The sequence below is a fragment of the Micromonospora sp. HM134 genome (assembly GCF_007833915.1).
Lineage (GTDB): Bacteria > Actinomycetota > Actinomycetes > Mycobacteriales > Micromonosporaceae > Micromonospora > Micromonospora wenchangensis.
In genome coordinates this window covers 4,379,820-4,405,467 of record NZ_CP041061.1, presented here as the reverse complement: position 1 = coordinate 4,405,467, position 25,648 = coordinate 4,379,820, and the positions used below count along the sequence as shown (strand labels likewise).

The 25,648-nt window shown below is 73.8% G+C and carries 28 protein-coding genes and 1 riboswitch; of the genes, 18 read left to right on the top strand and 10 right to left on the bottom strand.

The genetic code is table 11. From position 1 onward, the window contains the following. Nucleotides 1-35: 35 nt before the first annotated feature. The 4 genes from FJK98_RS18835 to FJK98_RS18820 all read right to left on the bottom strand — a co-directional run bounded on the left by FJK98_RS18835 (nucleotide 36) and on the right by FJK98_RS18820 (nucleotide 3,368). Nucleotides 36-785 (bottom strand): amino acid ABC transporter ATP-binding protein, encoded by a 750-nt coding sequence (locus FJK98_RS18835; RefSeq protein WP_145920188.1) that lies wholly within the window; start codon nucleotides 783-785, stop codon nucleotides 36-38. Further along, entirely contained in the window at nucleotides 782-1,579 is a 798-nt protein-coding gene (locus tag FJK98_RS18830; RefSeq protein WP_145920187.1) for an amino acid ABC transporter permease, read from the bottom strand. Before FJK98_RS18830 ends, FJK98_RS18835 begins: the two co-directional genes overlap by 4 nt. A 42-nt stretch (nucleotides 1,580-1,621) precedes the next feature. Further along, entirely contained in the window at nucleotides 1,622-2,518 is an 897-nt protein-coding gene (locus FJK98_RS18825; protein WP_240762152.1) for an ABC transporter substrate-binding protein, read from the bottom strand. A gap of 274 nt (nucleotides 2,519-2,792) precedes the next feature. Then, nucleotides 2,793-2,905, bottom strand: a riboswitch (SAM riboswitch). A gap of 67 nt (nucleotides 2,906-2,972) precedes the next feature. After that, the gene (locus FJK98_RS18820; RefSeq protein WP_228542704.1) at nucleotides 2,973-3,368 is read right to left on the bottom strand and encodes a helix-turn-helix domain-containing protein; all 396 of its coding nucleotides are present in this window, start codon (nucleotides 3,366-3,368) and stop codon (nucleotides 2,973-2,975) included. Nucleotides 3,369-3,488: 120 nt separating this feature from the next. Here FJK98_RS18820 and FJK98_RS18815 point away from each other — a divergent pair, with 120 nt between their 5' ends. From FJK98_RS18815 to FJK98_RS18805, 3 genes are all read left to right on the top strand, one after another. Further along, on the top strand, nucleotides 3,489-4,337 hold the full coding sequence (locus FJK98_RS18815) for an SDR family oxidoreductase (RefSeq protein WP_145920185.1): 849 nt from the start codon (nucleotides 3,489-3,491) through the stop codon (nucleotides 4,335-4,337). Nucleotides 4,338-4,426: 89 nt separating this feature from the next. Continuing rightward, a complete protein-coding gene (locus FJK98_RS18810) occupies nucleotides 4,427-4,963 on the top strand; it encodes an RNA 2'-phosphotransferase (RefSeq protein WP_145920184.1) in 537 nt (178 codons plus the stop codon). 197 nt (nucleotides 4,964-5,160) lie between these two features. After that, entirely contained in the window at nucleotides 5,161-5,907 is a 747-nt protein-coding gene (locus FJK98_RS18805) for a GAF and ANTAR domain-containing protein (RefSeq protein ID WP_145920183.1), read from the top strand. On the opposite strand, the gene FJK98_RS18800 is transcribed toward FJK98_RS18805, so the two are convergent. Continuing rightward, nucleotides 5,883-6,614 (bottom strand): GAF and ANTAR domain-containing protein, encoded by a 732-nt coding sequence (locus FJK98_RS18800; RefSeq protein WP_145920182.1) that lies wholly within the window; start codon nucleotides 6,612-6,614, stop codon nucleotides 5,883-5,885. The two genes, FJK98_RS18805 and FJK98_RS18800, sit on opposite strands and share 25 nt — an antisense overlap. A 287-nt stretch (nucleotides 6,615-6,901) precedes the next feature. Between FJK98_RS18800 and FJK98_RS18795 the strand changes: the two genes are divergently transcribed. After that, complete coding sequence (locus FJK98_RS18795) at nucleotides 6,902-7,534, top strand: SGNH/GDSL hydrolase family protein (protein ID WP_145920181.1); 633 nt, start codon at nucleotides 6,902-6,904, stop codon at nucleotides 7,532-7,534. Between the two features lie 62 nt (nucleotides 7,535-7,596). Here FJK98_RS18795 and FJK98_RS18790 read toward each other — a convergent pair whose 3' ends face one another. Continuing rightward, nucleotides 7,597-8,154: a hypothetical protein gene (locus FJK98_RS18790; protein ID WP_145920180.1), complete on the bottom strand. Its 558-nt coding sequence runs from the start codon at nucleotides 8,152-8,154 to the stop codon at nucleotides 7,597-7,599. A 377-nt stretch (nucleotides 8,155-8,531) separates the two neighbouring features. On the opposite strand from FJK98_RS18790, the gene FJK98_RS18785 reads away from it, so the two are divergent. From FJK98_RS18785 to FJK98_RS18750, 8 genes are all read left to right on the top strand, one after another. Then, on the top strand, nucleotides 8,532-10,730 hold the full coding sequence (locus FJK98_RS18785; RefSeq protein WP_145920179.1) for a tetratricopeptide repeat protein: 2,199 nt from the start codon (nucleotides 8,532-8,534) through the stop codon (nucleotides 10,728-10,730). A 39-nt stretch (nucleotides 10,731-10,769) separates the two neighbouring features. Then, complete coding sequence (locus FJK98_RS18780; protein ID WP_145920178.1) at nucleotides 10,770-11,555, top strand: 2OG-Fe(II) oxygenase; 786 nt, start codon at nucleotides 10,770-10,772, stop codon at nucleotides 11,553-11,555. A 249-nt stretch (nucleotides 11,556-11,804) separates the two neighbouring features. Beyond that, nucleotides 11,805-12,107 (top strand): urease subunit gamma, encoded by a 303-nt coding sequence (locus FJK98_RS18775; RefSeq protein ID WP_145920177.1) that lies wholly within the window; start codon nucleotides 11,805-11,807, stop codon nucleotides 12,105-12,107. Continuing rightward, nucleotides 12,104-12,469 carry an urease subunit beta gene (locus tag FJK98_RS18770; RefSeq protein WP_145920176.1) on the top strand — a complete coding sequence of 122 codons (366 nt, stop codon included), beginning with the start codon at nucleotides 12,104-12,106 and terminating at the stop codon, nucleotides 12,467-12,469. Before FJK98_RS18775 ends, FJK98_RS18770 begins: the two co-directional genes overlap by 4 nt. Beyond that, nucleotides 12,466-14,169 (top strand): urease subunit alpha, encoded by a 1,704-nt coding sequence (locus FJK98_RS18765; protein ID WP_145920175.1) that lies wholly within the window; start codon nucleotides 12,466-12,468, stop codon nucleotides 14,167-14,169. Before FJK98_RS18770 ends, FJK98_RS18765 begins: the two co-directional genes overlap by 4 nt. Beyond that, the gene (locus tag FJK98_RS18760; RefSeq protein ID WP_145920174.1) at nucleotides 14,169-14,852 is read left to right on the top strand and encodes an urease accessory protein UreF; all 684 of its coding nucleotides are present in this window, start codon (nucleotides 14,169-14,171) and stop codon (nucleotides 14,850-14,852) included. Before FJK98_RS18765 ends, FJK98_RS18760 begins: the two co-directional genes overlap by 1 nt. Then, entirely contained in the window at nucleotides 14,842-15,579 is a 738-nt protein-coding gene (gene ureG, locus FJK98_RS18755) for an urease accessory protein UreG (protein WP_088647759.1), read from the top strand. The genes FJK98_RS18760 and ureG overlap by 11 nt, the downstream gene beginning before the upstream one ends. Beyond that, nucleotides 15,579-16,448 (top strand): urease accessory protein UreD, encoded by an 870-nt coding sequence (locus FJK98_RS18750; RefSeq protein ID WP_145920173.1) that lies wholly within the window; start codon nucleotides 15,579-15,581, stop codon nucleotides 16,446-16,448. Before ureG ends, FJK98_RS18750 begins: the two co-directional genes overlap by 1 nt. A gap of 67 nt (nucleotides 16,449-16,515) precedes the next feature. On the opposite strand, the gene FJK98_RS18745 is transcribed toward FJK98_RS18750, so the two are convergent. Next, nucleotides 16,516-16,956, bottom strand: coding sequence for a MarR family winged helix-turn-helix transcriptional regulator (locus FJK98_RS18745; RefSeq protein WP_145920172.1), 441 nt, complete (start codon nucleotides 16,954-16,956; stop codon nucleotides 16,516-16,518). A gap of 95 nt (nucleotides 16,957-17,051) precedes the next feature. On the opposite strand from FJK98_RS18745, the gene FJK98_RS18740 reads away from it, so the two are divergent. The 6 genes from FJK98_RS18740 to urtE all read left to right on the top strand — a co-directional run bounded on the left by FJK98_RS18740 (nucleotide 17,052) and on the right by urtE (nucleotide 23,599). Further along, nucleotides 17,052-18,191, top strand: a complete 1,140-nt coding sequence (locus FJK98_RS18740; RefSeq protein WP_145920171.1) for a substrate-binding domain-containing protein — start codon at nucleotides 17,052-17,054, stop codon at nucleotides 18,189-18,191. 584 nt (nucleotides 18,192-18,775) lie between these two features. Beyond that, a complete protein-coding gene (urtA, locus tag FJK98_RS18730) occupies nucleotides 18,776-20,020 on the top strand; it encodes an urea ABC transporter substrate-binding protein (RefSeq protein WP_145920170.1) in 1,245 nt (414 codons plus the stop codon). Nucleotides 20,021-20,083: 63 nt separating this feature from the next. Next, on the top strand, nucleotides 20,084-20,971 hold the full coding sequence (urtB, locus tag FJK98_RS18725; protein WP_145920169.1) for an urea ABC transporter permease subunit UrtB: 888 nt from the start codon (nucleotides 20,084-20,086) through the stop codon (nucleotides 20,969-20,971). Beyond that, nucleotides 20,968-22,155 carry an urea ABC transporter permease subunit UrtC gene (gene urtC, locus FJK98_RS18720; protein WP_205789043.1) on the top strand — a complete coding sequence of 396 codons (1,188 nt, stop codon included), beginning with the start codon at nucleotides 20,968-20,970 and terminating at the stop codon, nucleotides 22,153-22,155. Before urtB ends, urtC begins: the two co-directional genes overlap by 4 nt. After that, a complete protein-coding gene (gene urtD / locus FJK98_RS18715) occupies nucleotides 22,152-22,907 on the top strand; it encodes an urea ABC transporter ATP-binding protein UrtD (protein WP_145920168.1) in 756 nt (251 codons plus the stop codon). The genes urtC and urtD overlap by 4 nt, the downstream gene beginning before the upstream one ends. Continuing rightward, nucleotides 22,907-23,599, top strand: coding sequence for an urea ABC transporter ATP-binding subunit UrtE (urtE, locus tag FJK98_RS18710; RefSeq protein ID WP_145920167.1), 693 nt, complete (start codon nucleotides 22,907-22,909; stop codon nucleotides 23,597-23,599). The genes urtD and urtE overlap by 1 nt, the downstream gene beginning before the upstream one ends. A gap of 13 nt (nucleotides 23,600-23,612) precedes the next feature. On the opposite strand, the gene FJK98_RS18705 is transcribed toward urtE, so the two are convergent. The 3 genes from FJK98_RS18705 to FJK98_RS18695 are packed head-to-tail and all read right to left on the bottom strand — an operon-like array spanning nucleotide 23,613 to nucleotide 25,574. Further along, on the bottom strand, nucleotides 23,613-24,176 hold the full coding sequence (locus FJK98_RS18705) for a Rieske (2Fe-2S) protein (RefSeq protein WP_240762149.1): 564 nt from the start codon (nucleotides 24,174-24,176) through the stop codon (nucleotides 23,613-23,615). Nucleotides 24,177-24,183: 7 nt separating this feature from the next. Further along, a complete protein-coding gene (locus FJK98_RS18700; RefSeq protein ID WP_309236863.1) occupies nucleotides 24,184-24,840 on the bottom strand; it encodes a DUF6529 family protein in 657 nt (218 codons plus the stop codon). Continuing rightward, a complete protein-coding gene (locus FJK98_RS18695; RefSeq protein WP_145920166.1) occupies nucleotides 24,840-25,574 on the bottom strand; it encodes a hypothetical protein in 735 nt (244 codons plus the stop codon). Before FJK98_RS18695 ends, FJK98_RS18700 begins: the two co-directional genes overlap by 1 nt. Between the last annotated feature and the right edge of the window lie 74 nt (nucleotides 25,575-25,648).

Here is a 25,648-nt window from a genome sequence, read left to right as displayed (position 1 = left end):
ACCGGAGCGGGTGCTCCGGTCGCCGGCCGGCGTGCTCACAGCACCTGGGACAGGAAGCGGCGCAGCCGGGGGTGCTGCGGCGTCTCGAAGACCGCCTCCGGTGCGCCGGCCTCCAACACGACGCCGTGGTCCATGAACGCGACGGTGTCGGCGACCGAGCGGGCGAAGCCCATCTCGTGGGTGACCACCACCATCGTCATGCCCCCGGCGGCAAGGTCGGCCATCACCCCGAGCACCCCCTTGACCAGTTCCGGGTCCAGCGCCGAGGTGGCCTCGTCGAAGAGCATCACCTGGGGTTGCAGGGCCAGCGCACGGGCGATGGCGACCCGCTGCTGCTGCCCGCCGGAGAGGTGGGCGGGCCGGGAGTCGGCCTTGGCGGCGAGGCCGACCAGCGCCAACTGGGTCCGGGCCAGCGCGACCGCCTCCTCCTCCGGCAGCTTCTTGAGGCGGCGCAACGCCAGGGTGATGTTGCGCAGCACGGTCATGTGCGGGAACAGGTTGAACTGCTGGAAGACCATGCCGACGCGTTGCCGCAGGGCGTCCGGGTCGTCGCGCAGCACGCTGCGCCCGTCGAGCAGGACGTCACCGGCGTCCGGTTCGATCAGCCGGTTGACGGTGCGCAGCAGGGTGGACTTGCCGGAGCCGGACGGGCCGATGACGCAGGCCGTCGCGCCCCGGGCGACGTCCAGGTCGACGCCGCGCAGCACCCGGTTCGCCCCGAAGGCCAGGTGCACGTCGCGGACGGCGAGGCTGACCGGGGTGGTGGTCACGGTGCCGGCGGTCATCGGGGGTCCTCCCGGTCGGAACGCGGTTGCGGCAGGGCGGTCCCGCCGGCCAGGGCCAGCCCACCGTCGTCGTCGGGGTCGACGGTGACCGCCCGGCCCCGGCGCAGCCGGCGGTCGATGGCGTTGACCGCGTGCGTCAGCGGCACGGTCAGCAGCAGGTAGCACAGGCCGGCCAGCAGCAGCGCCGACTGGTTGCCGGTGTTGGCCGCGTAGTCCTGCCCGATCCGGAACAGTTCCCGCTGGCTGGCCAGCAGGCCGAGGAAGTAGACCAGGCTGGAGTCCTTGATCAGCGCGATCAGCTGGTTCACCCAGGCCGGCAGCACCCGGCGTACCCCCTGCGGGACGATGACCAGGCGCATCGCCTCAGCCCAGGAGAACCCGAGCGCGCGGGCCCCCTCCAGTTGCGCCGCCTCCACGCTCTGGATGCCGGAGCGGAAGATCTCCCCGATGTACGCGGCGGCGATCAGCGACAGCGCGAGGATGCCCAGCGGGTACGGGTTGGGGCCCCACACCTGCATGCCGAGCGGGGCCAGGCCGACACCGATCAGCAGGATGGTGGCGGCGGCCGGCAGGCCCCGGAACACGTCGGTGTAGACCCGGGCCGGCCACCGCAACCATCGGGTACGGGAGATGCCCGCCACGGCCAGCGCCATGCCCAGCACCGAGCCGAGCAGGGCGGCGGAGACCGCCAGGATCAGCGTGTTGGGCAGCCCGACGGTCAGCATCTCGGGCAGTGCCTCGCGCATGGAGTCCCCGTCGAAGAAGGTCTCCCACAGGGTGCTCAACGGATCCATCGTGTTTCTCCTACCGCCCCGCTCGCTGGTCTGGTCGTACCGTCAGGAGGTGGCCGACGCCGACGGCGTCGCCGCGCCCGGGGCGGTGACGTCGCCGCTGCCGGGGGTGAAGCCGGCCGGGATCGGCCGCCCCGGGTAGTACTGCTGCTGGAGCCGGGTCCAGGTGCCGTCGGCGATGACCTCGTCGAGGCCCTTGTTCAGCGCCTCGCGCAGCGCGTCGTTGCCCCTGGCGACGGCGTACGCGGTGGGGGCGGGGCTCAGTTCCGTGGCCGCCACCGTGATCTTGCCGTTGCTGTCGGCGGCCGATTTCTCGCCGATCTCGGCCGGGGCGATCCAGGCGTCGGCGGTGCCGGCCTTGAGCTGGTTGATCGCCCCGTTGTAGTCGGGCACCCGCACCGGGTCGAGCTTGCGCGAGGTGGCGTAGTCGTCCTGCACGGTGCCCTGCACGACCACCACCCGCTTGCCGGCGAGCTGGTCGAAGCCGGTGAGCGGGGAGCCGGCCGGCACGTCGAGGCCGAAGTAGCCGAAGTCGTACCCGTTGCCGAAGTCGACGGTCTTGCGGCGGGCCTCGGTGACGGTGATCGAGGAACTGCCGACGTCGAACTTGCGGTTGTTGACCTGGGAGAGCAGCGCCGAGAAGTCGGTGCCGACGAACTCGACCTTCAACCCGACCCGGTCGGCGACGGCGACGAGCAGGTCGTTGTCGAAGCCGGTGAACCTGCCGTCCTTGAGGTAGACGTTCGGTGGGGCGTCGGTGAGCGTGCCGGCGCGCAGCACCCCCGGCTGGAGCAGGCCGTACGGGTTGTCGGCCGGCTCGGAGTCACCGCCGCAGGCGGTCAGCGCGGTGCCGGCGAGCAGGGCGGCGACGCCGAGCGCGGCGACCCGGGTCAGGAGGGCACGGGTCGGTCGAGGTGTGGGCAGGGCAGGAAGGAATCGCACGGGTTTCTCCGGAATGGGATCGGGCGGCGGACGCGCGCCGCCGACGGGATGCCCACCGGGCACCCCGCTGGAGGTGTTACGGGAAAGGGAGTCGACTAGCGGGGGCGACAGGAGTCGCTGTGCACCCGCATGAGGTCGACGTGCCGGCGTCTGACCAGCCGAACGCCGACGGACCGTACGCCGGGCCGGGGCGTGCGGGTCACGCCGTCGCCGGGTGGGGCGGGTGGGTGGTGCGACACGGGGTCCTCCCTGATCGGTGTCGACCTGGGTGACCAGGCCACGCTTGCACCGGGCCGTTCACCGGTGCCTGGTCCTCACCCGGAGCACCCCACCGTGGCGGAGGGTTGCCGGCCAGCGAGCCGGGGCTTGACGCTGGCGCTCATGACCTGCCCGAAATCTAGCAGCAGCGACCGGCCGGTCGTCCACCCGTTATGACGGCCCTCACGTCCGCCCCTTACCGGCGGGTGGGCCGCGTGGTGGCCGGCGGGCGGCGTAGGACCCCGGCGTCGTAGCGGACCCGGGCCGCCTGCACCTCGGCCAGGTGGGTGGTGGCCCAGGCTTCCAGGCCGGAGACCAGGTCGAGCAGGCTGCGGCCCAGGTCGGTGAGGGCGTAGTCGACCCGGGGCGGGACGCTGGCGTGCACGGTGCGGGTGACCAGGCCGTCGCGCTCCAGCCCGCGCAGGGTCTGGGTGAGCATCTTCTGGCTGATCCCGTCGATGTGCCCGGCCAGTTCGCCGTAGCGCCGCTCGCCGTCGGCGAGGGTGAGCACGACCAGCACGCTCCACCGGTCGCCGATCCGGTCGATGACCTGCCGGCTGCCGCAGTCGCGCTGGAACGGGTCAGGTCGCATCCCTTTACTCTCCATCAGTGTGTCACAAACTTCAAGGTGCCTACTCTCCGTCGGGAAGTATCGGCTCCCACCTGCGTGTTGGCCCGTACGACAAGAGCACGCCACCCGAAGGAGAGCGCCATGTCCGTCGTCGTCACCGGGGCCACCGGCCACCTGGGCCGCCTGATCGTCGAATCCCTGCTGCGCCGGGGCGTACCCGCCGGGCAGATCGTGGCCCTCGGCCGCACCGTGGACCGGCTCGCCGACCTCGCCGACCGTGGTGTCGAGGTCCGGGCGGCCGACTACACCGACCCCGACTCGCTGCGCGCCGCCCTCACCGACGCCGAGAAGCTGATGTTCGTCTCCGGCAGCGAGGTCGGCCAGCGGGTGCCCCAGCACCACAACGTGATCGAGGCCGCCCGGCAGGCCGGCGTCGGTCTGGTCGTCTACACCAGCATCGCCCACGCCGACACCTCCGACCTGCTGCTGGCCGCCGAACACCGGGCCACCGAGGAGGAACTGCGCGCCTCCGGACTGCCGTACGTGCTGCTGCGCAACAGCTGGTACCTGGAGAACTACACCGGTCAGCTGGCCAGCTACCTGGCCCACGGGGTCGCCGGGTCGGCCGGCGACGGCCGGGTCAGCGCCGCCACCCGGGCCGACTACGCCGAGGCCGCCGCCGAGGTGCTCACCACCGAGGGACACGCCGGTCAGGTCTACGAGCTGGGCGGCGAGGCGTTCACCATGACCGAGCTGGCCGCCGAGGTGTCCCGGCAGAGTGGACAGGACGTCCGCTACACCGACCTGCCGGTGCCGGCGTACACCGACCTGCTCGTCTCGGCCGGGCTGCCCGAGCCGTACGCCGCCACCCTGGCCGACGCCGACCGGGGCATCGCCCGGGGTGCGCTGTACGTGCCCGTGGAGCACCTGGAGAAGCTGCTCGGACGCCGTCCCACCAGCCTGGCCGAGGCGATCCGCGCCGTCCGCTGACCCCCGACCCGCCCGCCCCGGCGACCCCCTGGCGGGCGGGTCGGGATAACCGGTGGAGCGTCCCCGCCGCCCACCCGACAATGCTCGACATGGATCACCAGACGCTGGTGCGGGTCAGCAAGCGGATCTCGCTGGCGCTGCGGCACCAACCGGCCCGGTTCGGCCTCACCCCCGATCCGGGGGGCTGGGTGTCCGTCGTCGACCTGCTGGCAGCCCTGCGGATCGACCGGGCCGACCTCGACTCCGTGGTCACCGGCAACGACAAGCAGCGCTTCGCGGTGATCCGGGACGCCGACGGGGTCGAGCGCATCCGGGCCAACCAGGGCCACTCGTACCCGGTCGACCTGGGGTTGACCGCCGCCCCGCCGCCGCCCCGGCTCTTCCACGGCACCGGGGCCACCGCGCTCGGCTCGATCCGGGCCACCGGGCTGCACCGGGGCGGTCGGCACCACGTACACCTGTCGTCGGACGTGGCGACGGCCCGGCGGGTCGGGGCCCGCCGGGGTGGCGCGGTGGTGGTGCTGACCGTCGACGCGGCGGCCATGGCCCGCGACGGGCACGCCTTCTACCGCAGCGCCAACGGCGTGTGGCTCACCGACGCGGTGCCGCCGGCCTATCTGATCTGATCACCCCGGTCGCGGCGGCCACGACGCCAGCGGGTACGCCGGGCGGTTCACTCCGGCGGCGGGTAAGGTGCGGATGTCGTGCCTCGGGGCGGCCCGGCGAGCCGGACCAGACGCCGTGGCCGAAGGTCGACACCGCTGCCGCCACCACGCGTCCCCCGCCGTAGCGCGAGGGACGCCCGCCGGGAAGGGACCGCGCGATGGCACCGCTCCCGCTGAGCCCGCAGGACGCCCTGGTCGAACTCAGTCGGATCCGACTCGACGAGGCCAGCCTGGACGAGGTGCTGCAGCTGATCGCCGACCTGGCCCGGCGCAGCCTGCCCGGGGTGGCCGAGGTGTCGGTGACCCTGCTGCGCGGTGGCAGCCCGCAGAGCGTCGCCGTCACCGGCGACGTCGCGCTCCTGCTCGACGAGTGGCAGTACCGGCAGGGCCACGGGCCGTGTCTGGACGCCGCCATCACCGGCGACACCCTACTCGTGTCCGACACCGCCACCGAGGAACGCTGGCCGGCCTGGGCAGCCCGGGCGGTCGACGGGGGCATCGGCAGTACGCTCGCCATCGGCCTGCCGATCCAGGAGGCGGTGGTCGGCGCCCTCAACCTCTACGGGCCCACCCCGCGCGCCTTCGACGCCGAATCGGTCGAGCTGGCCCGGACCTTCGCCGCGTACGCGGCGGTGGCCCTGGCCAACGCCCATCTCTACGCCAGCACCGCCTCGCTGGCCGAGCAGATGCGGGCGGCGATGGAGAGCCGGGCCGTGATCGAGCAGGCGAAGGGCATCATCATGGGCCAACGCCGGTGCACGGCCGACGAGGCGTTCGGCATTCTCGCCCGGCTCTCCCAGGACACCAACCGCAGCCTGCGGGACGTCGCCGCCGCACTCGTCGGCCGGGCCACCAGCCCGACGCACTCAGCTTCCGCGAGTCACTGGTCCGGCCGGGTGGGCTGACCGGACGCAGGCTCGACGACCTGTTGTACCAGAGCCTCCGCCACGTCCCGCAGCTTACGGTTGGAGTTCTGTGACACCCGGGCCAGCAGGGCGAACGCCTCGTCGGCCGTGCACCGGCGTTGGCCCATGATGATGCCCTTGGCCTGCTCGATCACGGCGCGGTTGCGCATGGCCTCCTGCATCTGCTCGGCCAGCGAGGCGGTGCTGTCGTAGAGATGGGCGTTGGCCAGGGCCACCGCGGCGTGGCCGGCGAACGTCCGGGCGGGGTCGGCCACCCGGCTGAAGGCGTCCGGCCGGGTGCCGTAGACGTTCAGCGCGCCGACCATCGCCTCCTGGATCGGCAGGCCGAGGGACATCGAGGAGAGCACCCCCGTCGTGCGGGCCCGCGCCGCCCACTCCGGCCAGCGACGCTCGTCGGTCATGTCCGCGATGATCAGCACGGTGCCCGTGGTGGCCGCGTCCAGGCACGGGCCGCGACCGTGCTCGTACTGCCACTGGTCGAGGCGGAGCGCGAGGTCACCGGTGTGGGCAGCGGTGTGCGCCGCGGTGCCGTGGACCAGGGTCACCGAGACCTCGGCGGCTCCCGGGATGCTGTCCCTGGTCACCTCGGCGATCCGGAACAGGACGGCGTCGAGGTCCATCTCGGCGTGGCGGATGGCGCCCAACCGGAGGACAGCCTCGGTGATGTCCAGTGGTGACTGCGGCATATCGTCTGACGTCCTTGCGAACCGGCGCAAACCTGCCGGTAGGCCCGGCAGCGCGTGACGAGCGGTCCTCACCAGGGGGCCGCAGGTGCGGCCACCCGGGATGGACCGGGGACCGCGCCGCTGCTTGACGCTCGCGCGACACCCCATGGGACGTCGAATGCGGAGCATCACCTTACCGGGTCCGCCGGGGGCGACACGCGAGGACACCACCGAGCGCCCAATTCCGGGTGGTGTCCTCGCCGGACACCGGGGATGATGACGGGCGACGACGACAGGGGAGCGGACGGATGACGGTGGGACTGCCCCGCGCGGGGCGGGTGTTGTTCATCGGCGACAGCATCACCGACGCCGGGCGGGACCGCGCCGACGAGGCCGACCTGGGGGTGGGCTGGGCGATGATGGCCGCCGCCTGGTTCACCGCACGGCATCCGGGCCACCGGGTGACCTTCCGCAACCGGGGCATCGGCGGTGACCGGGTACGCGACCTGCGGGCCCGCTGGGCGGACGACTGCCTGGCGATGGCCCCGCAGGTCGTGTCGGTGCTGATCGGGATCAACGACACCTGGCGGCGGTACAGCAGCGACGAGGTGACCACGGTCGAGGAGTTCACCACCGACTACCGGCACCTGCTCGCCACCACCCGGGAGGCGCTGCCCGACGTCCGGCTGGTGCTGATGGAACCGTTCCTCATCCCGGTCGACGACGCCCAGCGGCGCTGGCGCGACGACCTGGACCCGAAGGTCGACGCGGTGCGCAAGCTCGCCGCCGAGTTCGACGCGACGCTGGTCGCGGTGGAGGCGGTGTTCCGCGCCGCCGACGTCGACGACCGGGTGTGGACCGACGACGGGGTGCACCTGACCCCGTCCGGCCACGCGGTGCTGGCCCAGCGGTGGCTGGCGGCGGTCACCCCGGCCGCCTGACCCCGACCGGGGACAGGGTCCGGGGGCCGTGCCGTCAGCTCACCGGCGCGCCGACCGGCCGCTCAGCCGCGCCGCCAGGGCAGCCGCAGCCGGCGGCTCGACGGCTCGACGCCCAGGTCCAGCTCCGGTTCCGTCCCGCCCCGGCGTCGCCACCGGTTGCCCTGCTGGTCGGTGAAGCGCAGCTCGACGGTGGCCGAGGCGTACCCGGTCAGGTCGACCGAGCGGTCGACGGTGACGAAGAGTTCACCCTGGCTGCGGCCGTTGAGCCGGTCCACCGGCCCGGTCAGCGCGGTGACCCCGACAACGACCTCGTCGGCGGAGTCGGTGGCGCGTACCCGGGGGTCGGCGGCCAGGTCGAAGACCGGCCCGTCGCTGTCGTTGGTGACCCGCACCCGGAGCACCCCGCCCCCCTCGATCCGGGCCGAAGCCGACACCAGCCGCGCCTGCCGGGCGCGGGCCGCCCGGTCCTCGCGCCGCCGGGCCCGGATCTCCCGGCGCAGGCTGAGCACGCCGAAGAGCAGCGTGCCCACCGTGCCGAGCCCACCGAACCAGTCCGGCACCGACCCCCAGTCGATGTGCCCGTGTCCCGGCAGCCACGCGAACAGCTCCACAGTCGACATGACCGGCACGGTATCGCCGGCCTGCCACCGTCCCGTAGGGCCGGCAGCTCACGACGTGCCGTCCACTGCTCGGTCGGCACCTTCCGCCGTCCCGTCCACAAGACCCGTACGATCGGGCCGGGCGGTCCACTCGGAGTGATGCCGCCGCTGCGGACGGGTAGGGTTGGGGCAAGGATCACCGCCACGGGCTGTCCTCGCCGTGCTCGGCCCGTGTGCCATGACCCCTGTCGTCCCGCCCCTCCGGGAGGTCAGATGAGTTCCCTCGGTCCCGTTCACAAGACCCGCCCGCCCCGGCCAGCAACGATGCGGTCGCCCTGCCTCCCCTGCCCGGTCCGGTCCGGTCGCGCAGTGGCCCCCGGCCCCGGCACCGGTCGACGATGACCGGCGCGGTGCAGGACGCCGGTTTCTCCATCACCCCGCCCCGCCCCGGTCGGCTGCCGTTGCGCGGCCGCGACGAACTGGTCGAGACGATCCTGCGGGCCGCCGAGCCGCCGGCCGGCACGCCCCGCCCGGCCGAGGAGGCGGCCCAGATCCTCTGGGGCCTGGGCGGCTGCGGCAAGAGCGCCACCGCGCTGGAGGTGGCCCGCCGGCTGGAGGCACGCGGTCGGCTGGTCTGGTGGATCTCGGCGAAGGACTCGGCCCGGGTCAGCGCCGGCATGCGCGAGATCGCCGGCCAGCTCCAGGCCCCGGAGAGCCAGCTCGACCTGGCCTGGGCGGGCAAGACCCGCAGCCCGGTGGAGTTGGTGTGGACGCTGCTCAACGAGTCGGACCGGCCGTGGCTGCTGATCTTCGACAACGCCGACGAGCCGTCCCTGCTGGCCCCGCTCGACGGCCGGGTCGCCGAGGGCAACGGCTGGTTCCGGCAGCCGCGTACCCGCAACGGGCTGGTCCTGGTCACCACCCGCGACGGCCGCCAGGAAACCTGGGGCGACTGGTCCACCATGCACCCGGTGAAGGAACTCTCCCCACCGGACGCCGCCCAGGTCCTGATCGACCTCGCCGGCGACGCGCCCGGCAGCCTCGCCCAGGCCACCGGCCTGGCCACCCGGCTGAAGGGGCATCCGCTGGCGCTGCGCGGTGCGGGCACCTACCTCGCCGAGGCCAACCGCATCCCGGTGGGCGGGGCCGGGGTCTCCATCCGCACCTACGACGGCTACCGGGAGGCCCTGGACCGCCGCTCCGGCGCCGGCACCACCCGTACCGTGTCGCAGGCGTTCGACCGGGCGGTACGGCCGGTCGTGCAGTCCTGGGAGATGTCACTGGACCTGCTCGCCGGGCGGGGGCTGGCCCAGGCCCGCCCGGTGCTGCGGCTGCTGGCCTCGCTGGGGGACGCTCCCATCCCGTACCAGATCCTGCTGGACCCGGCCCTGCTGTCGGGGTCCCGGCTGGTCGGTGAGATCGGCGAGGACCGGCTGCGCGAGGTGCTCCGGTCGCTGGCCGACTTCGCCCTGGTCGACCTCGGCGTGATCGAGTCGTTGCCCGCGTGGTCGCCGGTCGCGCACGTGGTGACCCTGCACCCGCTGGTACGCGAGCTGGTGCACGACCACCCCGACGTGATCGCCGACCGGCCCGCCTACCACGAACTGGTGCTCACCCTGCTCGACGTGTTGCGGCTGCGGGACCCGGACCGGCCCCGGGAGGAGGAGTTCGACCCGGACGAGCCCGACAAGTGGGCCAGCTGGCACGTGCTGGCCCCGCCGACGACCGGGGCGGTGCTGGCCTTCTTCGACGCGGGGGAGCTGCCGCGGACCGAGCCGGAACTGCTCACCACCGCGCTGGACCTGGCCCGGTTGATCGCCCGCTTCCTGCTGGCCGTCAGCCTGCCCGGGCAGGCCGAGATCCTGCTCGACCGCTGCCTGGCCGCCTGCCGCCGGATCGGCCTCGACCCCGGGGAGCGGGCGGTGCTCAGCCTGCGCCACGAACGGTCCCGGGCGGCCCTGGAACAGGGGCAGCTGGACCGGGCCGAGGCCGAGCTGCGGGAGATCATCCCGGCCCGTGAGGCGCTGCTCGGCCGGGAGCACCGCAACACCCTGGCCAGCCGGCACAAGCTGGCCCGGACCATCCTGGAGCAGGGCCGGTGGGGTGACGCCGAACAGGAACTGCGGGAGATCGTCCGGGCGGAGTTCCGGGTCCGTGGCCCGGAGGACCGGGACACCATGACCGCCCGGCACAGCCTGGCCCGGGCGGTGGCCGCCCAGGGCCGGTACGCCGAGGCCCGTGCCGAGCTGACCGCGATCCTGGAGATCCGGCTGCGGCACTGGGCCCCCGACCACCTCGAGACGCTGACCGTCCGGCACACCCTGGACCTCTGCCTGCTGCGCGAGGGGCGCGCCGCCGAGGCCCTCGCCGGCCTGCGGGCGATCCTCGCCACCGACACCGCCCGACGGGAGGCCCAGCACCTCGGGATGATCGCCGCCCGGCACACCCTGGCCGAGGCGCTGATCGCCACTGGTGACCGGGTGGAGGCCGAGAAGGTCCTCGCCGCGGTGGTCGCCGACCGGCGGCGCATCCTCGGGGACGACCACCCTGACACGGTACGGGCGGAGGCGGACCTGCGACAGCTACAGGGCGGATGAGCACAGGTCGTGCCGCCGCCCGCCCGACGAGGGAGTGACGTGAGCCAACACCTGCGCCGTAGCGACCGGCTGACCCCCGGGTCGCTGCGGGAACTCGCCACCGGGGAGATCGACCTCATCTGGCACCGGGAGTACTACCCGCCGGCCGAGTGCGACGCCGTCCTGCCCCGGGTGGTGGCCGCCGTCGCGGCCGCGAACTTCTCCCTCACCACGGAGTTCACCAGCGTCGGCACCTCGATGGGGCAGGTCGCCAACGGCGGGGAGGTGGTCCGCCGCTACCTTGACGACGCGCCGGCCACCACCCGGCTGATCCGGCACGAGGTGTTCGCCGGCCGGCAGTCACCCACCGACCTGATCCGGCTCGACCTCGACGAGATGTGGCCGTACGGGGCGACGGTCGGCCGGCACGAGGGGCGGATGATGCTCCCCGGGGTGCTGCGCCGGATGACCCCCGGTGGCCGGGGCCGACCGCACATCGACCGCCGGCAGATCCCCCTGCTGGACACCTACCGGCTGCGGCGGCGGCTCGGGGTGAACATCTACCTGGAGGTGCCGGCGCCCGGTGACGGCGGTGAGATCGACTTCTGGGGACGCCTGGGCGAGGACGAGTTCGTGGCGCTCAAGGCCGACCCGTTCGACTACGGCCTCGAACCGGAACGGGTCGGCCCGCCGCACGACACGGTGCTGCCCGGCCAGGGTGACCTGGTGATGTTCGAGGCGGGCCGGATGCACGGGGTGCGGGAGGTGCGTCGGGGCTGCCGGACGTCCGCCGCCTGCTTCGTCGGGGTACGCGGCGACGCCGACCCGCTGCTGTTGTTCGCCTGACGGCCCGCCGGGGCGTTGCCACGGCCCTGGGTGATCCTCTACGGTCGGACCAGCGGTTGGCGGTGCGGTCCTTCCCAACCACCACCGCCGAGCGGCCCCGTGGCGGGCCGGGGCCGGTGGGGCCCCGGAGCACCCTGCCGGTGGCCCGACGGCGGTCCCGTGTGTCCTCCTGCCCCGTGCCCGTTCCGCGCCCCCGGCCCGGTTCCGGTCGTTACGGTGGGAAACACGCCGAGCCGCCCGGGAGACCCCGTGTTCCTCACGCCCCACGAGCAGGACCGCCTGCTCGTCCACGTCGCCGCGGACGTCGCCCGCCGCCGGCGCGAGCGCGGACTGCGCCTCAACTATCCCGAAGCCGTCGCCCTTATCACCGCCTTCCTGCTGGAGGGCGCCCGGGACGGCCGGACCGTCACCGACCTGATGGCCGCCGGCCGGACCGTGCTGGGCCGCGACGACGTGCTCGACGGCATTCCGGAGATGCTGGGGGAGGTGCAGGTGGAGGCGACGTTCCCGGACGGCACCAAGTTGGTGACGGTGCACCACCCGATCCCGTGATCCCGGGGGAGATCCTGCCCGGCGACGGGCCGGTCGAGATCAACGTGGGGCGTCCGGTGACCACCCTGCTGGTGGTCAACACCGCCGACCGGCCGATCCAGGTCGGCTCGCACTACCACTTCGCCGAGACCAACCCGGGGCTGCGCTTCGACCGCGCCGCCGCGTACGGGCAGCGGCTCGCGGTGCCGGCGGGGACGTCGGTGCGCTTCGAGCCGGGCGTCAGCCGCACCGTCGACCTGGTGCCGCTGGGCGGGGCCCGGATCGTGCCGGGGCTGCGCGGCGAGGTCGCCGGCCCGCTCGACCCGCAACCGGGTCCGGCCGCCGACGGCTCCGGCCCGCACGCCGGGGAGGTCGGCCGGTGAGCGCGGTGGACCGGCGACGCTACGCCGACCTGTACGGCCCGACCACCGGCGACCGCATCCGGCTTGCCGACACCGACCTGCTGATCGAGGTGGAGATCGACCACTGCGTCGGCGGCGACGAGGCGGTCTTCGGCGGCGGCAAGGTGATCCGCGAGTCGATGGGCCAGTCCCGGGCCACCCGGGCCGAGGGTGCCCTGGACACGGTGATCACCGGCGCGGTGGTGCTGGACCACTGGGGGGTGGTGAAGGCCGACGTCGGGCTGCGCGACGGGCGGATCGTGGCGCTGGGCCGGGCCGGCAACCCGGACACCATGCCCGGCGTCCACCCGGACCTGGTGATCGGCCCGTCCACCGAGGTGATCGCCGGCAACGGGCGCATCCTCACCGCCGGGGCGGTGGACACCCACGTGCACTTCATCTGCCCGCAGATCGTCACCGAGGCGCTCACCTCGGGCATCACCACCCTGGTCGGCGGGGGCACCGGCCCGGCCGAGGGGACCCGGGCCACCACGGTCACCCCGAACGCCTGGCACCTGGCCCGGATGCACGAGGCGCTGGACGCCTTCCCGGTGAACGTGCTGCTGCTGGGCAAGGGCAACACGGTCTCCACCGAGGCGCTGTGGGAGCAGTTGCGGGCCGGCGCGGGCGGGTTCAAGCTGCACGAGGACTGGGGGACCACCCCGGCGGCGATCGACGCCTGCCTGCGGGTCGCCGACGCGTCCGGGGTGCAGGTGTCCATCCACACCGACACCCTCAACGAGGCCGGGTTCGTGGCCGACACGCTGCGCGCGATCGCCGGCCGGGCGATCCACTCGTACCACACCGAGGGGGCCGGGGGCGGGCACGCGCCGGACATCATCACGGTGGCCGGGGAGCCGAACGTGCTGCCGTCGTCGACGAACCCGACCCGCCCGTACACCCGTAACACCCTCGCCGAGCACCTCGACATGCTGATGGTCTGCCACCACCTGAACCCGTCGGTGCCGGAGGACCTGGCGTTCGCGGAGAGCCGGATCCGGCCGTCCACGATGGCCGCCGAGGACCTCCTGCACGACCTGGGCGCGATCTCCATCATCGGTTCCGACGCGCAGGCGATGGGGCGGGTCGGCGAGGTGATCACCCGGACCTGGCAGAGCGCCCACGTGATGAAGCGGCGGGTCGGCGCGCTGCCCGGGGACGGCCCGGCCGACAACCACCGGGCCCGCCGCTACGTGGCGAAGTACACCATCTGCGCGGCGATGGCCAACGGGCTGGAACGGGAGATCGGCTCGGTGGAACCGGGCAAGCTCGCCGACCTGGTGCTCTGGGACCCGGCGTTCTTCGGCGTCCGGCCCCACCTGGTGATCAAGGGCGGGATGATCGCGTACGCGCAGATGGGCGACGCGAACGCCTCCATCCCCACCCCGCAGCCGATGCTGCCGAGGCCGATGTTCGGCGCGTACGGCGTGGTGCCGGCCGCGACCAGCGTGACGTTCGTGGCCCCGGCCGCGTTGGAGGCGGGCCTGCGGCTCGACGTGCGCCGTCCGCTGGTCCCGGTGGCCGACGTGCGCTCGCGGGGCAAGGCGGACCTGCCGGAGAACGGCGCGCTGCCGCGCATCGAGGTCGATCCGGACACCTTCACCGTCCGCGTCGACGGGGTGGTGGTCGACCCGGAACCGGTCGCCGAACTGCCCATGGCCCAGCGGTACCACCTGTTCTGATGACCCCGTCGAGCATGGTGCTGCTGCTGGCCGACGGCAGGTTTCCCGCCGGGGCGCACGCCCACTCCGCCGGGTTGGAGGCCGCGGTGGCGGCCGGGCTGGTCACCGATCCGGCCACCCTGGCCGGGTTCCTGCGCGGCCGGTTGGCCACCGGTGGGCTGGCCGCCGCCGCGTTCGCGGTGGCGGCGCACCGGGCCGCCGGGCACGCCGACCGGCGGGCGACGCTGGCCCGGCTGGACGCCGAGTGGGACGCCCGGACCGCCGCCCCGGCGCTGCGGGCGGTGTCCCGCCGGCAGGGCCGGGCCCTGCTGCGCGCCGGGCGGGAGCTGTGGCCCGGCGGCGCGTTCGACGCCCTGCCCGTCGACCCGTCCGGGCCGCACCAGCCGCTGGTGCTGGGCCTGGTCGCCGCCGCCGCCGGCCTGGGCCCGGTCGAGGTGGCCACCATCGCCGCGTACGGGTCGGTGACCGGTCCGGCCAGCGCGGCGGTCCGGCTGCTCGGGCTCGACCCGTACCGGGTGCACGCGGTGCTGGCGGCGTTGGCCGCCGACTGCGACGCCACAGCGGCCCGCGCCGTCGCCACCGCCGACGACCCACCCGAGTGGCTGCCGGCCCTGGCCGCCCCGCTCACCGACATCCACGCCGAAGTCCACACCACCTGGGAGGTGCGTCTCTTTGCGTCCTGAAACCGTATCGCCGACCCCGCACGCGTCGATCCCGCACGACGAGACCGTGCCGCACACCCACCCCGAGCCGGGGGTCGACCCGCACGCCCCGCTGCCGCCCACCGCCCGCCCGCTGCGGGTCGGCATCGGCGGGCCGGTCGGGTCGGGCAAGACCGCCCTGGTCGCGGCGCTGTGCCGGGCCTTCGCCGACGAGCTGCGCCTGGGCGTGGTCACCAACGACATCTACACCACCGAGGACGCCGACTTCCTGCGCCGGGCCGGGGTGCTCGACCCGGCCCGTATCCGGGCGGTGGAGACCGGCTGCTGCCCGCACACCGCGATCCGCGACGACATCGGCGCCAACCTCGACGCCATCGACGAGCTGGTCGACGGGGTCGGGCCGCTGGACCTGGTGCTGGTGGAGAGCGGTGGGGACAATCTCACCGCCACCTTCAGCCGGGGGCTGGTCGACCGGCAGATCTTCGTGGTCGACGTCGCCGGTGGCGACAAGGTGCCCCGCAAGGGCGGACCCGGGGTGACCGCCGCCGACCTGCTGGTCATCAACAAGACCGACCTGGCCCCGCTGGTCCGGGCCGACCTGTCGGTGATGGACCGCGACGCCCGCGCCCGGCGGGGGGACCTGCCGACGGTGTTCCTGTCCATCGTGGGCGATCCGCTGGCCACCGGGGTGGCCGACTGGGTCCGCCACGAGCTGGCCCACCACCGTGGCCGGCTGGCCGTCGCCTGATGCGCGCGGTCGCCCGGGTGGTGGCGGTGGCCGACCGTCGTGGCCGCACCGTGCTGCGCGAGCTGCGGGGCGAGTCACCGCTGCTGCTGCGTCAGGCCGCCGCCGAGCAGAGCGTCCCCACGGTGTACGTCGTCGGTGGCGCGGCCGGTCCACTGGCCGGTGACGACCTGCGGTTGAGCGTCGAGGTGGGGCCGGGGGCGGCGGTGCGGGTGCGTACCGTCGCCGCGTCGGTGGCCCTGCCCAGCCGGGCAGGGGCGGTTTCCCGGATGCGGGTCGAGGCGGTGGTGCACGGCGGGGGCACCCTGCACTGGTTGCCGGAGCAGCTCGTCGCGGCGGCCGGCTGTGACCATGTCGCCGAGTCCCGGGTGACCCTCGCCGAGGGGGCCCGGCTGCTCTGGCGCGAGGAACTGGTCTGCGGCCGGTACGGCGAACCCGCCGGCGACGTCGTGGTGGCCACCTCGGTCGACCACGCCGGCCGGCCGCTGCTGCGCCAGTCCCTGGCGGTCGGTCCGGCCGCTCCCGGCTGGGCCGGGCCGGCGGTGCTGGGCGGGGCGGCAGCGACCGGTTCGCTGCTGGTGGTCGGTCCCGCCGCCGCGTCGGGACCGGCCACCGTGGACGGCGGCGGTCAGCCCCGGGGCCGGGTGCTCCCCACCGGCCCCGGGGCGTCCGCCGCCTGGCTGCCACTGGCGGGCGGCCCGGCGGTCCTGCTCACCGCCACCGCCGCCGACGCCCACACCCTGCGCACCCTGCTCACCTCCCCGGCCGCCCCGCACACCCCGCCCGGGGGCGCGGCCGGGGAGAAGGGGCCGGGGGAAGGTCCCCATCGGCCCACCGCCCGCACCGGGGCCGACGCGGTGCCGGTCGCCTGACGGCCCACCACCCCCGCACGGCCACCGGCCCGGTTCCCGCCTCCGACGGGGACCGGGCCGGTGCGGTTCAGCCGGCCCGGACCGGCTGCCGGCGCGGGTCGAGGCGGGCGACCAGGTCGACGAGCTGCCCGGTCAGCGCCGCGTCGTCGATGATCCCGGCCAGCTCGGCCCGGACGCGGGCGTCGATGCGCTCCTGTTCGCGGCGGCCCCGGGGGGTCAGGTAGGCCCGGATGCGTCGCCTGTCGAACGGGTCGATCCGGCGGTGCACCAGGTTCTGGTCGACGAGCTGGTCGACGAGCTTCGTTAGGGTGCCCGGCGGCAACGACTCCTCGGTGGAGACCTCGCTCATCGGGTGGCCCTGCCCGTCGGCGAGGCGGCAGAGCACCCGCCACGCCTCGACGGTGAGCCCCTCGGTGGTGAGCACCGCGCCGACCCGGCGGGCGAGCAGCCGTTCGGCGCGGGTGAGCGCGCGCATCAGGTCGACGGGCGTCGTGGGATCGTCGGCCATGTCTCTCCCCGTTCGGTGGGTTGCCATGTTACCGAAGCGTCCCGGTTTTCGGTCGGGTCTGGTGGCCCGCCAGGGTTGCCGGCAATCATGTCAGCATGTCCGTGCCGGTGCCCGGGCCCCACGGCGTGCCGGAGCCGTTGCCCCGCTCGGGCGGCACGGCCGGGGCGGCCCCCTGGTTGACCGTCGACCGGTCGGTGGTCAGCGTCGCGCTGGTCTTCCCGATGCGCGGTCCGGCCGGCATGTTCGGTCCCACCTGTGAGCTGTGTGCCCAGTTGGCGGTGGAGGAGGTCAACCGGGCCGGCGGGGTGCTCGGCCGGGAGCTGCGACTGGTGCCGGTCGACGGCGGCGCGCCACCGGCGCAGGTCGCCGCCGAGGTGGAGGCGCTGGTGTCCACGGGCGCGGTGCAGGGGGTCACCGGCTGGCACATCTCGTCGGTCCGGCAGGCGGTGGCGCCCCGGATCGCGCACCGGGTGCCGTACGTCTACACCGCCCTGTACGAGGGCGGGGAGCGTACCGAGGGGGTGTTCCTGACCAGCGAGACGCCCGACGCGCAGCTCCGGCCGGCGATGCGGCTGCTCGCCCGGGAGCAGGGGGTACGCCGCTGGTACCTGGTCGGCAACGACTACGTCTGGCCGCGCCGCACCGCGCAGGCCGCGCAGCGGTACGCCCGTGACGACGGGGCGCGGGTGTGCGGGCGGGCGTTCCTGCCGTTGGGCACCGAGGATTTCGGGCCGGTGCTGCGGGAGATCGAGCGGGCCGAGGCCGACGCGGTGCTGATGCTGCTCGTCGGTGCCGACGCCGTCCGGTTCAACCGGGCCTTCGGCCGTTCCGCCCTGGACCAGCGGTGCCTGCGGCTGAGCACCCTGATGGACGAGAACATGCTGTTGGCCAGTGGTGTCGGCGGCACCCGCCGGCTGTTCAGCACGGCCGGGTTCTTCGCCGGCCTGGTCACCCGGGAGAACCTGGACTTCCACGGCGCGTTCGCCCGCCGGTTCGGCGTGGACGCGCCGCCGCTGGGCAGCCTGGGGGAGTCCTGCTACGAGGGTGTGATGCTGCTCGCCGCCCTGATCGCCCGCGCCCGCACCCTGGACGTGCGGGCCATCGGGGCGACGGCGGACGCGGTCACCTACCACGGCCCCCGGGGCGAGTTGCAACTGCGCCGCCGGCACGTCCGCCAACGCATCTACCTCGCCGAGGCCGACGGCCTCGACTTCACCGTCCTCGCCGAACTCTGACCCCCGCCCCGCCCCCGTTGACCCCGGGTTGTCCCCGGTGATCAAGAGGTTTACGTCAGTTCCAGCGCCACGACTGACGCAAACCTCTTGATCACGCGCGCGGGGGCGGGCGTGGGGGCGGGCGTGGGGGCGGGGGCGGGGCGGGAGAGTGGGGTGGGTGGGGGAGGGTGTTGACAGGGGGGTGGGTGGGGGTTCTAGGATGCTTCCTGCGTGAAGTAATCGCCATTCCTGGCTATTGTCGGGCGGGTTCGGTGGTTGGCGCTCCTGCCCCGCGTCGCCGGGCGTTGCGCAATTCTTGTGATCGGTCATCGTCCATTGTGGCGGTGGCCTTTTTTGTGTGCGAGATCGGTTCGGGAAACAGCCAATTAAGGGCTGGGAAACGTGGTGGCAATCAAGTGGGCAGAGGCTTTTGCTGCCCGAAAGTCCACTGCGGACCGCCGCCGCGACGTCCCACCCGTTGCGCGACGAGGCCGCCGACGTGCACCACGACCGCACCGCCTGCCAATCATTGACAGCAATACCTGCCGGCCAGTGCGGGCCGGCACGGAAATCATCCGGCGAACATCGCTCCGCAGGGAGAATGAATGTCACAGTTCCGGGGCCGCCGCATCCTGGCGGGCGCCTTGATCCTTGTTGCCGCCGCCGCACTCGCCGGTTGTGGCAGCAAGACCTCCGACGAGAAGTCGACCGCCGGGGTCAGTGCCGACGTGTCCGGCGACACCGTCAAAGTCGGCCTGCTCAATTCGCTCTCCGGCACCATGGCCATCAGCGAGGTCACCGTGCGGGACTCCATCATGCTCGCCGTGGAGGAGATCAACGCCGCCGGCGGCGTGCTGGGCAAGAAGATCGTCCCGGTCGGTGAGGACGGCGCCTCCGACTGGCCCACCTTCGCCGAGAAGGCCGAGAAGCTGATCTCCCAGGACCGGGTCGCCGCCGTCTTCGGCTGCTGGACCTCGGCCAGCCGCAAGGCGGTCAAGCCGGTCTTCGAGAAGAACAAGGCGCTGCTGTTCTACCCGGTGCAGTACGAGGGGCTGGAGCAGTCGCCGTACATCTTCTACACCGGGGCCACCACCAACCAGCAGATCGTGCCCGGCCTGGACTACCTCAAGGCGCAGGGCAAGAAGTCGGTCTACCTGGTCGGCAGCGACTACGTCTTCCCGCGTACCGCCAACAAGATCATCAAGGCGTACGCGGCGGCGAACGGGATGACCGTGCTCGGCGAGGACTACGCCCCGCTCGGCTCCACCGAGTTCGGCACGATCGTCAACAAGGTCCGCTCGTCGAAGGCCGACGCGGTGTTCAACACCCTCAACGGCGACAGCAACGTGGCGTTCTTCAAGGAGTACACCTCCGCCGGGCTGACCGCCGCGAGCATGCCCGTGGTGTCCGTGTCGATCGCCGAGGAGGAGGTCAAGGGGATCGGCACCCAGTACCTGAAGGACCAGCTGACCGCCTGGAACTACTACCAGACCACCCCCGGCGCGGCGAACCAGAAGTTCGTCGCCGCGTACAAGGCCAAGTACGGCGCGGACAAGCCGACCAGCGACCCGATGGAAGCCGCCTACGTCGCGGTGTACCTGTGGAAGGCGATGGTCGACAAGGCCGGCACCTTCGAGGTGGAGAAGGTCCGGGCCGCCTCCGGCGGCATCACCTACGACGCCCCGGAGGGCCTGGTCACCGTGGACGGCCCCACCCAGCACATCGCCAAGACCGCCCGGATCGGCAAGGTCGGCGCGGACGGGCTGATCACCGAGGTGTGGAACTCGGGCAAGCCGATCACGCCCGACCCGTACCTGAAGAGCTACCCCTGGGCGAGCGGCCTGAGCTGACCGATCCCGGCCCGGGCGGGAGGCACCCCCGCCCGGGCCGACCCACCCCTTCGGAGCGCGAACGTGACAGTCCTCTTCGGTCAGCTCTTCACCGGCGTCAGCATCGGCGCGGTGCTGCTGCTCATCGCCCTCGGCCTGGCGCTGACCTTCGGCCAGATGAACGTGATCAACATGGCGCACGGCGAGTTCATCATGGCCGGCGCCTACACCACCTACGTCCTGCAGCAGACCGTGACCGCCGCCGGCTGGTCGCTGCTGGTGGCGCTGCCGGTCGCCTTCGCGGTGGCCGGCGCCATGGGCGTGCTGCTGGAGGTGCTGCTGATCCGCCGCCTCTACGCCCGCCCGCTGGACACCCTGCTGGTCACCTGGGGCGTCTCGCTGATGCTCCAGCAACTGGCCCGGGACGTCTTCGGCAGCCCCAACGTGCAGACCCGCGCCCCGGCGCTGCTCACCGGCAACGTGTCCCTGCCCGGCGGGCTGACCGTCGCCAACAACCGGCTGTTCATCCTGGCCCTCGCGCTGGCCGCCGTGCTGGCGCTGACCCTGGCGCTGCGGCTCACCCCGCTCGGGCGACGCATCCGCGCCGTGGTGCAGAACCGCGACCTCGCCGCCGTCTCCGGCATCCCCACCGCCCGGGTCGACCGGACGACCTTCTTCATCGGCTCCGGACTGGCCGGCGTCGCCGGGGTGGCGCTGACCCTGCTCGGGCCGATCGGCCCGACGATGGGCACCAACCTGATCATCGACGCCTTCCTGGTCGTCGTGGTCGGCGGCATCGGCCAGCTCAAGGGCAGCGTGATCGTCGCCTTCGCGCTGGGCGTCCTCCAGGCCACCGGCGAGTACCTCACCACGCTCAGCGTCGCCAAGGTGATCGTCTTCGTGGCGATCGTGGCGTTCCTCCAGTGGCGGCCCCAGGGGCTGTTCACCCTGCGTACCAGGAGCCTCGCATGACCGCCGCGCCGCTGGTCGGCACCGATCCCGCCAGCGCGGCCGGCACCCCGGCCGGCGGCCGGCGGGGCCGCCGGTTCGACGGCCCGGCCCGCACCGCCGTGGGGTTCGCCCTCGGCGCGGCGCTGCTGTTCGCCGTCGCCCCGCTGACCCTGTCCGACTTCCGGCTGTCGCTGCTGGCCAAGTACCTGTGCGTCGCGATGGTCGCGGTCGGCATCGGTATCGCCTGGGGCCGGGGCGGCATGCTCACCCTCGGCCAGGGGGTGTTCTTCGGCCTCGGCGGCTACGCGATGGCCATGCACCTCAAGCTCGCCGACGCCGGCCCCGGCCAACTGCCCGACTTCATGCAGCTCTACGGCCAGCTCGACGAGCTGCCGCTGTGGTGGCGGCCGTTCGCCAGCCCGTGGATCGCGCTGCCGGCCACCGTGCTGCTGCCGATGGCCGTCGCGTTCGGCCTCGGCTCGCTGGTCTTCCGCCGCCGCGTGCGCGGCGCCTACTTCGCCATCCTCAGCCAGGCGCTCGCCGCCGCGATGGTGATCCTGCTGGTCGGCCAGCAGGGCACCACCGGCGGCACCAACGGCCTCACCGACATCCAGGGCTTCTTCGGGTACGACCTGGACGACCCGGTCAACCAGCGGATGGTCTACTTCATCATCGCCGCCAGCCTGCTCGCACTGCTGGCCCTGGCCCGGCAGCTCATCCGCAGCCGCTACGGCGAACTGCTGGTGGCCGTCCGCGACGGCGAGGAACGGGTCCGCTTCCTCGGCTACGACCCGGCCGGCGTCAAGCTCGTCGGCTACGTGGTGGCCGCCGGCATGGCCGGGCTGGCCGGGGCGCTGTTCGTCCCGGCGGTGGGGATCATCTCGCCCGCGTTGATCGGGATCGTCCCGTCCATCGAGTTCGTCATCGGCGTCGCGGTCGGCGGCCGGGCCACCCTGCTCGGACCGGTGCTCGGCGCGGTGGCGGTGGCCTGGGCGCGTACCGCCCTGTCGGAACGTTTCCCGGGCACCTGGACGTACCTGCAGGGGTTGCTGTTCGTGCTGGTGGTGGCGTTCCTGCCGGGCGGCCTGGCGTCGTTGTGGGCGCTGGCCCGGCAGCGCCGGTCGGACCCGGTCGGCGCGCGGTGGTGGCGACGGACCCGACCCGCCGACCCGGCCGAGACCCGGACGGAGGTGTCGGCGGCATGACCGGTGGGCAGCTCGACGGCCTGTGCGTACGCGACCTGCGGGTCACCTTCGACGGCTTCACCGCCGTCGACGGGGTCGACCTCGACGTGCCGCCCGGCGACATCCGCTTCCTGATCGGCCCCAACGGGGCGGGCAAGACCACAGTGGTCGACGCCGTGACCGGGCTGGTCCGGGCCACCGGTTCGGCCCGCTTCGGCGACCGGGAACTGCTCGGCCGCGACGTGCACCGCATCGCCCGGCTCGGCATCGGCCGCACCTTCCAGACCGCCTCGGTCTTCGAGGAGCTGACCGTGGTGCAGAACCTCGACATCGCCGCCGGGGCCACCCGGAGCTGGTGGACGCTGGCCCGCCGGCGCAACCGGATCCCCGACGAGGTGGCCGCCGCGTTGGAGACGATCGGGCTGGCCGACCGGGGCGACCAGCCGGCCGGCGCGCTGGCGCACGGGCAGAAGCAGTGGCTGGAGATCGGCATGCTGCTGGTCTCCGACGCCCGGCTGCTGCTGCTCGACGAGCCGGTCGCCGGGATGAGCCACGAGGAACGCGATGCCACCGGCGCCCTGCTGGAGACGGTCAGCCGGGACCGCACCGTGGTGGTCATCGAACACGACATGGACTTCCTGCGCCGCTTCGCCCGCAGCGTGACCGTGCTGCACGCGGGCAAGGTGCTCAGCGAGGGCACCGTCGCCCAGGTCCAGGCGGACCCCCGGGTGCAGGAGGTCTACCTCGGCGTCGACACCGCACCGGAGGCGTGATGTTGGAGTTGCGTGGCGTACACGCCGGCTACGGCCGCAGCGAGGTGCTGCACGGGGTGGACGTGGCCGTCCCCGCCGACGGGGTGGCCGCCGTGCTCGGCCACAACGGCGCGGGCAAGAGCACCCTGCTGCGGGTCGCGGTCGGCCTGCTGCGCCCCCGCGCCGGCACGGTCACCCTCGACGGGGAGGACGTCACCCGGCTCGCCCCGCACCAGCGGGTCGCCCGGGGCCTGGCGTACGTGCCGCAGGGCCAGCAGTGTTTCCCGCACCTGACGGCGGCGGAGAACCTGCGGCTGGTGGCCGACGGCCGGCGCGACGGGGCCGCCGCCACCGCCGAGGCGCTGGACCTGTTCCCGGCGTTGCGGAGCCTGCTGCGGCGGCGGGCCGGGCTGCTCTCCGGCGGTCAGCGGCAGCAGTTGGCCATCGCCCGCGCGCTGGTCACCCGGCCCCGGCTGCTGCTGCTCGACGAGCCCACCGAGGGCATCCAGCCCTCGGTGGTCGCCGAGATCCAGGACCGGATCGTCGAGCTGGCCACCGGGGCCGGCATCCGGGTGCTGCTGGTGGAGCAGCACCTCGGCTTCGCGCTGCGGGTGGCGACCCGGCACTACGTGCTGGAGTCCGGCCGGGTCACCGCCACCGGCGACGGTGGCCGGGACGCCGAACGGTCGGTCCGCCGGGCGCTCGCGGTCTGACCGTCCGGCGTGGTCAGGCCAGCCGGATGTCGTCGCCGTCGACGGTCACCGCCCGGGGCGGCAGCGGGCTGCCGGCCGGGCCGCTGCGCACCGCGCCGTCGGCGATGCCGAAGACGCTGTTGTGGCAGCCGCAGACGATGGTGCCGTCCTTGACCGAGGTGACCGTGCAGCCCTGGTGGGTGCAGGTCGCCGAGAACGCCTTGATGGTGCCGGCGGCCGGTTGGGTCACCACCACGCCCTCCGCCTTGAAGATCTTGCCACCGCCGACCGGGATGTCCGCCACCGCGGCCAGCGCCGCCGGGGCGGGCGGCTGCTCGCCGCCGCCGGCGGGGGAACCGCCCGCCCCGGCGGACGGCCCGGCCGGCGCGCTGCCGCCCGGCGAGGCGCCGGCCGGCGCGGCGGCCGATCCGCCGGTCTGCGGCGCCGCGGCCGGCGTGGTCGGCTCGCCGTACGTCTGGCAGCCGGTGAGCAGGGCGGTCACGCCCACCCCACCGGCGCCGGCCAGCACCGCCCGCCGGGACGCGCAACCCGCCCCACGCTCGTCGCACATCTGCCCGTCGTTCCTCTCCCGTGTCACGAGCCCGTCACGTCCCCACCCCGAAGGTGGTGAAGTACCACAGCGACGAGCTCACCCAGATCCCCATCAGAACGGTGAAGACCAGCCCACCGACGACCGGCAGCACCCAACCGGCCAGCCCCCGCTTGGGCAACGCCAGCATCTTCATGGTGAACACCCCGAAGAAGAGGCAGCCGAGCAGCGAGTGCAGCAGGGTCCGCAGGTCGTAGTCGGCGAAACCCAGCGCGTAGAGGCAGTGCACCGCCACCGGGACGGTCAGCAGGAACGCCACCCGGCCGCTCCACCGGTGCAGCCCGCCCGCCCAGGAGGGCGAGAAGCCGCCCAGCCGGCCCCACATCGCCAACGCGCTGAGCAGCTGCAGCACGGCGAAGAAGGCCGCCCCGGTGCCCAGCCAGACCTTGACCGCCTGGGGGCTGGAGAAGCCGGCCACGTTGACCGCGATCCCGGTGGGCTGGTGCATCCGGCCGTACGCCCCGAGGGCCACCGCGACCGCCGCCCCGACCAGCAGCGGCACGAGGACCGAGGCGGGTGGGGCGCCGGTGGACGGCACGCCGGTCGGGGCGGGCGGGGTCACGACGGGTGGGGGGTCGGACAGGACCCGGACGGGCGGCCCGTCGTCGAGGCCGCGTCCCACGTCGGTCTCGAACCGGCGGCGGGCCGTCATCACTCACCCGGGCCGGGGTCGGCCACGACCGGCGTCGCGGTGACGGTCCGACCGTCGAGGATGGTGGTGCCGAACGCGGGGTCCAGCGGCGGGGCCGACACCGGCGCGCCGTCGCGGGTGACCACCCCGATCTGGCTGCCGTCGGGCAGCATGATCCAGCCGCCGTCGACGCCGGCGCGGCGTTGCTGGGCGGTGGCCCGGTAGAGCACCGGGTCGGGCTTGCCGGTCTGCTTGGCGGTGAACTTCCACCGGCGCTGACCCACCACCATCTCGCCGGAGGCCACCCCGTTGCCGAACGACCCGGTGAGCACCTCGCCCTTCTTGCCGGTCAGCTTCATCCGGCCGTCGGCGGCGGTGCCGTTGAGCCACACCTCCAGCTTCCTGCCGTCGCAGACGTACGCCACCGCCTTGCCGTCGGTGACGGTGATCGCGATGGTGGCGCCGCCGTCGAGCCGTCCGGTCCAGTTCGAGTCGGCCTGCTTCGCCGGGGGCGGTGTGGTCGGCGGCGTGGTCTCCGCCGGGCCGGGCTGGCCCCCCGCGGGTGCCGCCGGGGTGGCGTCCGGCTCGGCCGCCGGGGCGGCGGGCGACACCACGGCGGCCTCGGGCGGGCTCGTCGCGGGCGCGGCCGCACCGGCGTCGACCGTACGCGGCGCCGCCTGGGCGCTCATCGCGAACAGGACGGCGGCCATGCCCGTCCCGGTCAGCAGGGTGAGCAACGGGGTCGTGCGCTTCATGAGCAGCTCCCTTCACCGGGTGGTACGAAGCCGGGGCGCGGGTCGTTCAATGTCGTGGCGAGATCCTGCGACCG

Bases quoted from the DNA above. Each gene is read 5' to 3' on its own strand.
- FJK98_RS18835 (WP_145920188.1), bottom strand. From the start codon at position 785: ATGACCGCCGGCACCGTGACCACCACCCCGGTCAGCCTCGCCGTCCGC.
- FJK98_RS18830 (WP_145920187.1), bottom strand. From the start codon at position 1,579: ATGGATCCGTTGAGCACCCTGTGGGAGACCTTCTTCGACGGGGACTCC.
- FJK98_RS18820 (WP_228542704.1), bottom strand. From the start codon at position 3,368: ATGCGACCTGACCCGTTCCAGCGCGACTGCGGCAGCCGGCAGGTCATC.
- FJK98_RS18815 (WP_145920185.1), top strand. From the start codon at position 3,489: ATGTCCGTCGTCGTCACCGGGGCCACCGGCCACCTGGGCCGCCTGATC.
- FJK98_RS18810 (WP_145920184.1), top strand. From the start codon at position 4,427: ATGGATCACCAGACGCTGGTGCGGGTCAGCAAGCGGATCTCGCTGGCG.
- FJK98_RS18805 (WP_145920183.1), top strand. From the start codon at position 5,161: ATGGCACCGCTCCCGCTGAGCCCGCAGGACGCCCTGGTCGAACTCAGT.
- FJK98_RS18800 (WP_145920182.1), bottom strand. From the start codon at position 6,614: ATGCCGCAGTCACCACTGGACATCACCGAGGCTGTCCTCCGGTTGGGC.
- FJK98_RS18795 (WP_145920181.1), top strand. From the start codon at position 6,902: ATGACGGTGGGACTGCCCCGCGCGGGGCGGGTGTTGTTCATCGGCGAC.
- FJK98_RS18790 (WP_145920180.1), bottom strand. From the start codon at position 8,154: ATGTCGACTGTGGAGCTGTTCGCGTGGCTGCCGGGACACGGGCACATC.
- FJK98_RS18785 (WP_145920179.1), top strand. From the start codon at position 8,532: ATGACCGGCGCGGTGCAGGACGCCGGTTTCTCCATCACCCCGCCCCGC.
- FJK98_RS18760 (WP_145920174.1), top strand. From the start codon at position 14,169: ATGACCCCGTCGAGCATGGTGCTGCTGCTGGCCGACGGCAGGTTTCCC.
- FJK98_RS18750 (WP_145920173.1), top strand. From the start codon at position 15,579: ATGCGCGCGGTCGCCCGGGTGGTGGCGGTGGCCGACCGTCGTGGCCGC.
- FJK98_RS18745 (WP_145920172.1), bottom strand. From the start codon at position 16,956: ATGGCCGACGATCCCACGACGCCCGTCGACCTGATGCGCGCGCTCACC.
- FJK98_RS18740 (WP_145920171.1), top strand. From the start codon at position 17,052: ATGTCCGTGCCGGTGCCCGGGCCCCACGGCGTGCCGGAGCCGTTGCCC.
- urtA (WP_145920170.1), top strand. From the start codon at position 18,776: ATGTCACAGTTCCGGGGCCGCCGCATCCTGGCGGGCGCCTTGATCCTT.
- urtC (WP_205789043.1), top strand. From the start codon at position 20,968: ATGACCGCCGCGCCGCTGGTCGGCACCGATCCCGCCAGCGCGGCCGGC.
- urtD (WP_145920168.1), top strand. From the start codon at position 22,152: ATGACCGGTGGGCAGCTCGACGGCCTGTGCGTACGCGACCTGCGGGTC.
- urtE (WP_145920167.1), top strand. From the start codon at position 22,907: ATGTTGGAGTTGCGTGGCGTACACGCCGGCTACGGCCGCAGCGAGGTG.
- FJK98_RS18700 (WP_309236863.1), bottom strand. From the start codon at position 24,840: ATGACGGCCCGCCGCCGGTTCGAGACCGACGTGGGACGCGGCCTCGAC.
- FJK98_RS18695 (WP_145920166.1), bottom strand. From the start codon at position 25,574: ATGAAGCGCACGACCCCGTTGCTCACCCTGCTGACCGGGACGGGCATG.